The sequence below is a fragment of the Vibrio sp. 10N.286.49.E11 genome (assembly GCF_041469505.1).
GTDB classification, from domain to species: domain Bacteria; phylum Pseudomonadota; class Gammaproteobacteria; order Enterobacterales; family Vibrionaceae; genus Vibrio; species Vibrio crassostreae_C.
Genome location: NZ_JBFRKQ010000056.1, coordinates 153,398 through 163,419 on the forward strand (window position 1 = coordinate 153,398; position 10,022 = coordinate 163,419).

Genomic DNA, 10,022 nt, shown 5'->3' on the forward strand with positions numbered 1-10,022 from the left:
ATTATGCCTCCTCTGCTGTTTTTACTTGCGATCCGTCTGGCTTGAACATCGAGATAACGAAGTCCATTGAAGACTCAACTTTACCCTGGTTTACTGCAGCCGCTGGGTCTACTTTCTTCGGACATACGTCAGAACAGTAACCTACAAACGTACAGCCCCAAGCGCCATTGTCGCCATTGATAAGCTTCATACGTTCGGCTTTACCATTGTCACGGCTATCTAGGTTGTAGCGGTGAGCAAGAGCAAGTGCCGCAGGGCCGATGAACTCAGGGTTTAGACCAAACTGAGGACATGCTGCGTAACACAAACCACAGTTGATGCAGCCAGCGAACTGCTTGTATTTCGCCATTTGCTCTGGAGTTTGGATGTTCGTGCCGTCTTCTGGCTTACGGTCGTTACCAATGATGTAAGGCTTGATTGCTTCAAGGCGTTCGATGAACGGTGTCATGTCGACAATCAAATCTTTTTCGATTGGGAAGTTAGCCAAAGGCTCAATCTTGAAGCCATTCGGGTAGTCACGTAAGAAGCTCTTACACGCCAGTTTTGGCACGCCATCAACCATGATGCCACAAGAACCACAAATCGCCATACGACAAGACCAACGGTAAGACAGGTCTTTATCTAGGTTGTCTTTGATGTAACCGATCGCATCAAGTACTGACATGGTTTCATCAAACGGAACTTCAAAGGTTTGAAAGTGAGGTTCTGCATCGTGCTCAGGGTCATAACGCAGGATTTCAATTTTTTGGATTCGATTCGCTGACATTATGCTTGCTCCTCTTCGCTCTTCTTCGCATTCTCTTCTGCTGCTTTTTCAGCGGCAGCGGCTTTCTCTGCAGCTTCACCGTACAGACGAGCTTTAGGTTGAGATTTGGTGATCTTAACGCCGCTGTAGTCGATGGTTGGTGCTGCATCTTCGTTGTAGAAAGATAGAGAGTGTTTCAGGAAGTTCACGTCATCACGTTCTGTGCAGTTGTCGTCTAGACGTTGGTGTGCACCGCGAGACTCTTTACGAAGAATCGCTGAGTGAACCATCGCTTCTGCAACTTCAAGGCCGTAACCCACTTCGATAGCGTAAAGTAGGTCAGTGTTGAACACTTTGCCTTTGTCTTTAATGCTGATCTTCTTGTAGCGAGCTTTCAGTTCAGTGAGTTTGTCGATGGTCTTTTGCATCAAGTCTTCTTGACGGTAGATACCACAACCCGCTTCCATGGTGTGACCCATTTCAGTACGGATGTCAGCCCAGTTCTCGTCGCCTTCTTGGTTTAGTAGACCTGCGATGCGCTCTTCAACCGCTTTCACTTGCTTAGCGATAGACTCTTCGTTCCAGCCTTTGAATTCAGCAGCGCGTTTCACCGCTTCTTCACCAGCAACGCGGCCAAATACTACGAACTCAGCCAGTGAGTTAGAACCTAGGCGGTTTGCACCGTGTAGGCCAACTGAAGCACATTCACCAACGGCGAATAGGCCTTTAATGCGAGTTTCACAGGTACCGTTAGTTTCAATACCACCCATGGTGTAGTGAACGGTTGGACGAATTGGGATCGGCTCTTTTGCTGGGTCTACGTTTACGTACGCTTTTGCAAGCTCACAGATGAACGGTAGACGCTCTTGCAGGTACTCTTCACCAAGGTGGCGAAGGTCAAGGTGCACGACATCACCAAGTGGGTGCTTGATGGTGTTGCCTTTCTGCTGCTCGTGCCAGAATGCTTGAGAAACTTTGTCACGTGGACCCAGTTCCATGTATTTGTTTTTTGGCTCGCCCACTGGAGTTTCAGGGCCCATGCCGTAATCTTGTAGGTAACGGTAGCCGTTCTTGTTGACGATGATACCGCCTTCACCACGACAACCTTCGGTCATCAAGATGCCAGTGCCCGGTAGGCCTGTTGGGTGGTATTGAACGAACTCCATATCACGCAGTGGTACACCGTGGCGATAAGCCATTGCCATACCGTCGCCAGTTACGATGCCGCCGTTGGTATTACAGTGGTAAACACGACCTGCGCCGCCGGTTGCTAGAACAACAGATTTTGCTTTGATGGTAACAAGCTCACCTTCAGACATGTGAATCGCGATTAGGCCTTGTACTTCGCCATCTTCAACGCCGCTCTGGTTTTCTACGAGAAGGTCCACCACAAAGTACTCATCAAATCGTTTGATTGTGTCGTACTTCATCGAAGTCTGGAACAGAGTATGAAGCATGTGGAAGCCGGTTTTATCCGCTGCGAACCACGTTCTCTCTACCTTCATACCGCCGAATCGGCGTACGTTTACTTCACCGTTTTCTTTACGACTCCATGGGCAGCCCCATTGTTCCATTTGGATCATTTCGCGAGTCGAGTTTTCAACAAAGTATTCAACAACATCCTGTTCACATAGCCAGTCGCCACCGCCAACAGTATCGTTGAAGTGGTTATCTAGGCTATCTTCGTCTTTAATTACCGCTGCTGAACCGCCTTCTGCCGCTACCGTGTGCGAACGCATTGGGTAAACTTTAGAAATCAGTGCTACTTCCAGTTCAGGATTAGCTTCAGCCGCAGCAATAGCTGTACGAAGACCAGCGCCGCCTGCGCCGATGACTGCGATATCTGTGGTAATTGTCTTCACAGTTATTCTCCAGTGTGATGCGGAGTATTCCGCTTGTTATTATAAAAAGCATTTAGAGAGTACTTAAACGGCATCAACCGTTTATCACCCCTAAGCCTTAAGTGGTAGGTTCAGTGTAAGAGAGGAAGGTATTCGAAAAGTTGATGCATTTGGGTTTTTAGGTCGGTAGTGCATATGGAGGCATAGAAATTATAGGTTATGTGACTGCAATCACGGCAATGAATCGTTGATAACGATTAACCCACAGGACGGGTGTTAACGGCTTGTTGAGTATGATTTTTGTTATCAATGTTGATGTGAAATCTGTATTGATAATTGTATTGTAGAACGTAATTTTCTGGCTTCATTAAAACAACATTTTGCTTTCACGAATAGAAAGATAGAAGCTTACAAAAGCGATGAAAGGTGGTAATTTTCGTCGCCTAGAATTCAGTAATATGGAACTCAATAATGCACTCTACATGGCAACCGGCCGCAACCATTAAACATTTAAAGCAACGTGCTGATATCCTTAATCAAATTCGTCAGTTCTTTGCTGAGCGAAACGTGATGGAAGTGGATACGCCTGCGATGAGCCACGCCACGGTGACGGACGTGCATTTGCATACTTTCAAAACTGAATTCGTAGGGCCGGGTTATGCACACGGTCAGCCACTGTTCTTTATGACTAGCCCTGAGTTTCATATGAAACGTCTATTAGCGGCGGGCAGTGGCTGTATTTACCAAATTTGTAAGTCTTTCCGTAACGAAGAAAATGGCCGTTATCACAACCCTGAGTTCACTATGTTGGAGTGGTATCGCGTTGGCTTTGATCATCATGACCTGATGGATGAAATGGATTTGCTGTTACAGCAGGTACTTAAATCGGGCTCAGCAGAGCGAATGACTTACCAACAAGCCTTTATTGACGTGTTAGGTGTGTGTCCCCTGGAAGATTCGATGGCTACGCTAAAGCAAGCCGCAGCAAAACTTGGGCTCAGCGATATAGCTGACCCTGAAGAAGATCGTGATACCTTGCTGCAGTTGCTGTTTAGTATTGGGGTTGAAGCCAAAATAGGGCAACAAGTCCCTGCGTTTGTTTATGACTTTCCGGCTTCACAAGCGGCATTGGCTAAGATTAATCCTGAGGATTCGCGAGTGGCGGATCGCTTTGAGGTGTATTTCAAAGGCATCGAGTTAGCAAACGGCTTCCATGAGCTAGATAAACCACAAGAGCAGCTCAAGCGCTTTGAAGATGACAATGCCAAACGTATTGAGATGGGCTTATCGCCTCAACCGATTGACCATCACTTGATTGAGGCATTAAAAGCGGGCTTACCAGACTGTGCGGGTGTTGCTTTAGGTATTGATCGTCTGATCATGCTGGCGTTAGGTTATGACCACATCGATGACGTGACGGCTTTTCCTTTCCCACGTTCTTAACTTTTTGCTTTTGTTTTTACTGAGAGTGAATAGTCATTAGCTATTCACTCTCAGTTTCCAATCAGCTGCCAATTAACTTCACTAGCTAGCTGACTAGAATACCAGTACCCACTACGGCAACAATGGCACCGATCCAAGCGTAGGCATTTGGTCTCTGTTTGGTGTACAGCCAAAGTATTGGTAACAACATGATAGGTGTGGTTGAAGACAACAGAGCAACCATGCCGACATTTCCTTCTTGCAGTGCATACAAGATCAGCGTCATTCCCACCGCCATAGCAAGAAAGCCGTTCACTGCGGTAATCGCGAATATTTGACCATTCATCGGGTTAATTGCGCGTGAGAGCTTAGCGCCAGTTAGACGAAATGCGGAGTGAGCAACAAAAGCGGTGATCATACGAATCGCTGAAGCGGCAACAGGGTCTATGCTGGTTTGCATCACGGGTTTTGCAATAATACCGCCCAAGGCTTGGCAGATAGCCGCTGTGATTCCGAGAGCTACACCAATCCACACGGTGCCCTTGATGGTTTCGAGTTGGTTGTTGGCTTGTCCTCGACGACCAAAGAATATCGCGGTTAATACACCACTGAACACCAAAGCCGAGCCAATCAGCTCAACCGAAGTCATACTTTCGCTAAATAGGAAGTAACCAAGAATTGCCGAGAACACGGCGTGACAAGAGAACAGCAAACCTGCTTGGCGCGGTCCCATTCTGTTCAAACAGGCAAATAGGGCGGTATCACCAATGAAGATGCCAATTAGCCCAGACAGCATCATCGGCGTGACTAGGTCTGCTTCGACCGTTGACCAGCCACCAGTAAACCAAGCCATGCTCGATAAGATGATAGCAGTGCAACCCATGCGCCAACGGCTATAGGCGAAAGAACCTAAGTGTTGAGCAGGCTTTACTGACATCAGGCTCGCGATAGCCCAAAGAAAAGCGGCAGCAAGAGCCAACCATTCGAATCCCATTGAAGTGTACGTCCGTGTCAAAATGTAGAAGTGGGGGATTCAATATGCACTAAACCTTCCAGATAGCAAAGACGTGATTACTATCTGGAAGGGCATTAGTAGGGATTAACGTGCTAGGTGATGATAAACAGGGCGAGGTAAACCATCAGCAAGCCCACAATACCTAAGATGATGCCCATCTTCGCCATGTCTTTGCTTTCGATAAGCCCGGTCGAGTAGGCCAGTGAGTTTGGTGGTGTCGATACTGGCAGAATCATGCCAAGTGACGCAGAGAAGGCGACCACAACCAGCAAGCCTTGCAGACCACCAATCGCAACTAGGCTTTCCATGGAAGCACCAATTGCAGCGGCTATCGGCATCAGCAAGTTGGCCGTCGCAGTGTTTGACATGAAGTTCGCCATTAACCAACACACGATAGACAATGTCAGTACCACAGCTGCAGGTGACAGCGATTCATAGTCAATTGCGTGTGCGAGTGCAGCGGCTAAGCCTGTTTTATCTAAGCCAATACCAATCGCAATACCACCTGCGACCAGCCACAACACATCCCAGTTAATCAGCTTGAGTTCTTCTTTACCCATGATGCCAGTGAGCGTAAACACAGCCAATGGAATGATAGACACGACATAGGTGTTCATGCCATGCAGTTTGGTGGTCATCCACAATAAGATTGTCGCAGCGAAGGTGATGTAAACCACAATCGCTCGCCAGCTCTTTCTAAATTGTCCATCAAGCTTGAGCACCATGTTTCTTTCTTTAGAAGGGAAGAGTTTTTGTAGAAGAAACCAAGCGATGGTGAGTTGGATGATCACAAAGGGTAAGCCCATCATCATCCAGCTGAGGAAGTCGATGGTATTTTCACCCGTTAGGTATTGCAGCGCGATGGCATTGGGCGGTGTACCGATTGGGGTTGCGATACCGCCAGTATTGGCAGCAATTGGAATACACAACACGAGCGCTTTGATACCCATATCGCCTTTTGGTGCAGATGCCACGATAGGGCCGAGCAGCGCAAGCATCATTACCGTCGTTGCGGTATTTGACATGAACATTGAGAACACGGCGGTGATCAGCATTAAGCCGAGCATAATGAAGCGCGGTTCTGTACCAAATGGTTTAAGTAGCACTCGAGCTAGGTTGTTATCGAGTTCATACTTGGATGCGGATATCGCAAGAGCAAAACCACCCATGAAAAGGATGATGATCGGTGACGAAAATGCACCGAAGATGTCGGTATATTTGATTAACTCACCGAGATCGTGCCCCGCTGGTGGATTTCTAAATAGGTGTAAACCTTTGTCAGATATCATCACCAGTTCAAGCGCAATGATCAAAATGGAAGTGGCGAATACCGGAACAGGTTCAAGCACCCACAGCAGGGCTGCTAATAAGAATATCGCCAACAGGCGGTGTTGAATCAGCGTGAGATCATCGATTGGTATTGAATCTATCGGCATGAATAACACGCCTAAGGGAATCGCAAAACAAATCAACAGCTTGACCAGAACGCCAACATTGAGTTTAGGCATGTACAAAGACCCTATAAATAAAATATCTTCAAATAGAGTAAGTTATCTGGATTTCTGGTACTTGGAGACGGGTTGGAAAATCAAAAAGTTGTTTAAGGTTTCGACAGTTGTTTTGTTTTTGGTCAATCTTTTATCTGGGCAATTAGAGACAAGAGTGAGAAGCATCAGGTGGCTGGGCAGGGTTTGAAAGATTGAGTTGTTAGAGCTTGAGTAGCAAATGAATCGGTAGAGTTAAGAAAAAGGCGCGTTCTTCTCTGAAATAGAAAAAGTAACGCGCCTTGAAAGCTTAAATGAGTTAACTCAAATTGTTAAGCTTGGTCAGTGTTCTCAGCAGAATCGGTAACAACATCGTCATTTGCTTGCGCTTCTTTGCCAGCAATGTGCGCGAAAGGTGTACCAAGAACCGTTTTCTCGCCATTTTGCATAGTGTCGTCAAACTTGATCGCATCTTTAGCGAACAGGTTGATAACGGTTGAACCAAGCTTAAAGCGGCCCATCTCTTCGCCTTTCTTCAAGATGATTGCTTTGTCACCTTGTGCAGGGTAATCCCATTTGTAAACCGAGTTACCACGAGGTGGGGTGATGGTACCTGCCCATACTTGCTCGATGCTACCTACGATCGTTGCGCCAACCAGCACTTGTGCCATTGGGCCAAATTCCGTATCGAAGATACAAACGACACGCTCATTACGTGCGAATAGGTTTGGAACGTTTTCTGCCGTTAACGGGTTAACTGAGAAAAGGTCACCTGGAACGTAGATCATCTGGCGCAGTGTGCCGTCGCATGGCATGTGCACGCGGTGGTAATCACTTGGAGACAGGTAAAGCGTTGCGAATTCACCGTCTTTAAATTCATCCGCTAGCGCAGCATCACCACCCAATAGCTCGCGAGCTGAGTAGTTATGGCCTTTCGCTTGAATCAGTTGACCGTCAGTAATTGGGCCAAATTGGCTCACACGTGCATCTGCAGGGTGAACAATAACAGACTCACCTTCAGCGATAGGACGCATGCCTTCTTTCAATTCACGCACGAAGAATTCATTGAATGTTTTAAAGTGTTTTGGATCGCTATGCAGAGCTTCATCCATGTTCACTTTGTATTGCTTGATGAACCAGTTGATGATCGCTGTCGTTAAGCCGCCCGCTTTAGCAGACGCAAGTTTGCCGACTAGGCGAGTTAATCCATGTTGTGGAATCCAGTACTGCAATCCAACTTTAATCTTATCCATTGTATTAATTTTCCAATGCTAATTGTTTTTCAATTAAATCTGTCGATGACGGTTTAGGGCGCGAGATGTTACTTAAATTCGCGCCAATTGTCAGTAAATGCACACATTTGTTCACAAAAACGCGATTAGAGATCGGCTTTTTTGTTGCGTGAATACTGACGGTTATCTTTGTTACTCGCCATGCTTTCAATGATGCGGTGGTAGTTGTCGAAACGTAATCGACTGATCTTTCCGTTTTCTACCGCTTCGCGCAGGATGCAGCCTGGGTCATCAATGTGTTTACAGTCACGGAACTTACAACCGCCAAGGTAAGGCTTGAACTCGATAAAGGCTTCAGTGATTTCGTCGGCCTCTAGGTGCCATAGGCCGAATTCACGCACTCCTGGTGAATCAATCAGATCACCACCAGAAGGGAAGTGGTATAAACGAGCTGCCGTGGTTGTGTGCTGACCAAGACCTGAGTTCTCAGAGACTTCGCCTTCTTCAATGTCTAGCGTAGGCATTAATGCATTCACTAGGCTTGATTTACCCACACCCGATTGACCAACAAAGATGTTGATACGGTCTTTGAGTTCAGCTTCCAGCTCTTTGATGCCGTAGCCAGACTCTTTACTCACGAACATCACTTTATAGCCGATCTTCTCGTACTCTTTAAGTGTTTCACGGTATTCAGCAATCTGCTCATCAGTCAGTAGATCGACCTTGTTCAGTACAACAAGCGGCGCGATGTTTACCGTTTCTGAAGCAATTAGGTAACGGTCGATAATATTAAGTGATAGCTCTGGTAGCACAGCCGATACGATAACCATTTGGTCGACGTTCGCAGCTACTGGCTTTAGGCCATCGTAGTAATCAGGGCGAGTCAGCATTGAAGTTCTCGGCTCAACCGCTTCCACAACGCCAGAAATACCGGCCATTGATTCTAAGCCTGCGCGCCAAGTCACTCGGTCACCAGAAACTAAAGTCTCGATACTACGGCGTAAGTTACAACGATGAACTTCGTTAGTTTCAAGATCTTCGATATCAGCATGTTGGCCAAAGCGCGTAATCACGAGTCCGCTTTTGGTTCCGCCAAGCATGTTCTCATCCCATTGGATAGAATCTTCTTTCTTGAGTCGCTTGTTCTGGTTGCTACGTACACGACGTACTTGACCTTTGGTTAACTTCTTTTTTTTAGCCACAATTTTTCACTTAACACATCTAACTTGATGATTGGGGACTCAAACAGGATGTTGCTGGTACCACGTGATTTCGATGGTCCTAAAGCTAGTTTGAGTATAGTTATTTGGGTATAGTACCTCTTTTACACATAAACAAATAGGCGACGCCTTATGTCCTTTAGCGATCAGAACCTTATTTGGGTTGATCTAGAGATGACAGGACTTGATCCTGAAACTCATAAAATCATTGAAATTGCTACTATCGTTACTGATAGTGAGCTTAACATCCTGGCTGAAGGACCTGTTTTGGCTATTCACCAACCTCAGAGTGAATTGGACAAGATGGACGAGTGGTGTACAACGACTCACACTGGCAGCGGCCTCGTGAAGCGAATTCAAGAAAGCACGGTTTCAGAGCAAGATGCCATCCAACAAACCATTGAGTTTCTTGAAAAATGGGTACCAAAAGGTAAGTCACCAATTTGTGGCAACAGCATTGGTCAAGACCGTCGTTTCCTATACAAGCACATGCCAGAGTTAGAAGAGTACTTCCACTACCGCTATGTTGACGTAAGCACTCTGAAAGAGCTGACTCGTCGTTGGAAACCTGAAGTGTTAGATGGTTTTTCTAAGTCGGGAAGTCACCTTGCGTTAGACGATATTCGAGAGTCGATCGCCGAGCTGCAGTACTACCGAAAAACGATTATTAACATCTAGTCGAATAAAATGATCACGTTTATCTAACTTTTCAGGGACATAAGAGCCGTTTTTTTTGCAAATCTGTGTGCTTTTACAGCAGTTGAGTAAAAAGTTTCGTAATTTTGCATTAAGGACTTGCATCACAAAAAAATGCTCTTATAATTCGCAGCCCTGAACGGAGAAAGACGTTTTCAGATTGCGATACTAGCTCAGTTGGTAGAGCGCAACCTTGCCAAGGTTGAGGTCATCGGTTCGAACCCGATGTATCGCTCCAATTTGTAGGTTACGGCGAAAGCGGTAATCGAAAGGTGAAAGACCTTTTATAATGCGATACTAGCTCAGTTGGTAGAGCGCAACCTTGCCAAGGTTGAGGTCATCGGTTCGAACCCGATGTATCGCTCCA

Annotated in this window: 8 protein-coding genes and 2 tRNA genes; 4 read left to right on the top strand and 6 right to left on the bottom strand. The window is 46.4% G+C overall.

From position 1 onward, the window contains the following. Position 1: 1 nt before the first annotated feature. Entirely contained in the window at positions 2–766 is a 765-nt protein-coding gene (locus tag AB4167_RS13605) for a succinate dehydrogenase/fumarate reductase iron-sulfur subunit (RefSeq protein ID WP_009847917.1), read from the bottom strand. Further along, positions 766–2,607 (bottom strand): fumarate reductase (quinol) flavoprotein subunit, encoded by a 1,842-nt coding sequence (frdA, locus tag AB4167_RS13610; RefSeq protein ID WP_136974793.1) that lies wholly within the window; start codon positions 2,605–2,607, stop codon positions 766–768. The genes AB4167_RS13605 and frdA overlap by 1 nt, the downstream gene beginning before the upstream one ends. Before the next feature lie 450 nt (positions 2,608–3,057). Here frdA and epmA point away from each other — a divergent pair, with 450 nt between their 5' ends. Continuing rightward, positions 3,058–4,029, top strand: a complete 972-nt coding sequence (gene epmA, locus AB4167_RS13615) for an elongation factor P--(R)-beta-lysine ligase (RefSeq protein ID WP_136982277.1) — start codon at positions 3,058–3,060, stop codon at positions 4,027–4,029. An 85-nt stretch (positions 4,030–4,114) separates the two neighbouring features. On the opposite strand, the gene AB4167_RS13620 is transcribed toward epmA, so the two are convergent. The 4 genes from AB4167_RS13620 to rsgA all read right to left on the bottom strand — a co-directional run bounded on the left by AB4167_RS13620 (position 4,115) and on the right by rsgA (position 8,941). Next, complete coding sequence (locus tag AB4167_RS13620; RefSeq protein WP_017071213.1) at positions 4,115–5,002, bottom strand: DMT family transporter; 888 nt, start codon at positions 5,000–5,002, stop codon at positions 4,115–4,117. Between the two features lie 113 nt (positions 5,003–5,115). Further along, entirely contained in the window at positions 5,116–6,531 is a 1,416-nt protein-coding gene (locus tag AB4167_RS13625; RefSeq protein WP_017061303.1) for a DASS family sodium-coupled anion symporter, read from the bottom strand. A gap of 308 nt (positions 6,532–6,839) precedes the next feature. Next, on the bottom strand, positions 6,840–7,760 hold the full coding sequence (asd, locus tag AB4167_RS13630; protein WP_017063172.1) for an archaetidylserine decarboxylase: 921 nt from the start codon (positions 7,758–7,760) through the stop codon (positions 6,840–6,842). 125 nt (positions 7,761–7,885) lie between these two features. Then, positions 7,886–8,941: a small ribosomal subunit biogenesis GTPase RsgA gene (gene rsgA / locus AB4167_RS13635; RefSeq protein ID WP_017061306.1), complete on the bottom strand. Its 1,056-nt coding sequence runs from the start codon at positions 8,939–8,941 to the stop codon at positions 7,886–7,888. Between the two features lie 150 nt (positions 8,942–9,091). Between rsgA and orn the strand changes: the two genes are divergently transcribed. From orn to AB4167_RS13650, 3 genes are all read left to right on the top strand, one after another. Beyond that, positions 9,092–9,637, top strand: a complete 546-nt coding sequence (gene orn, locus AB4167_RS13640; protein ID WP_010434065.1) for an oligoribonuclease — start codon at positions 9,092–9,094, stop codon at positions 9,635–9,637. Between the two features lie 180 nt (positions 9,638–9,817). After that, a tRNA-Gly gene (locus AB4167_RS13645) sits at positions 9,818–9,893 on the top strand. Positions 9,894–9,946: 53 nt separating this feature from the next. After that, a tRNA-Gly gene (locus tag AB4167_RS13650) sits at positions 9,947–10,022 on the top strand.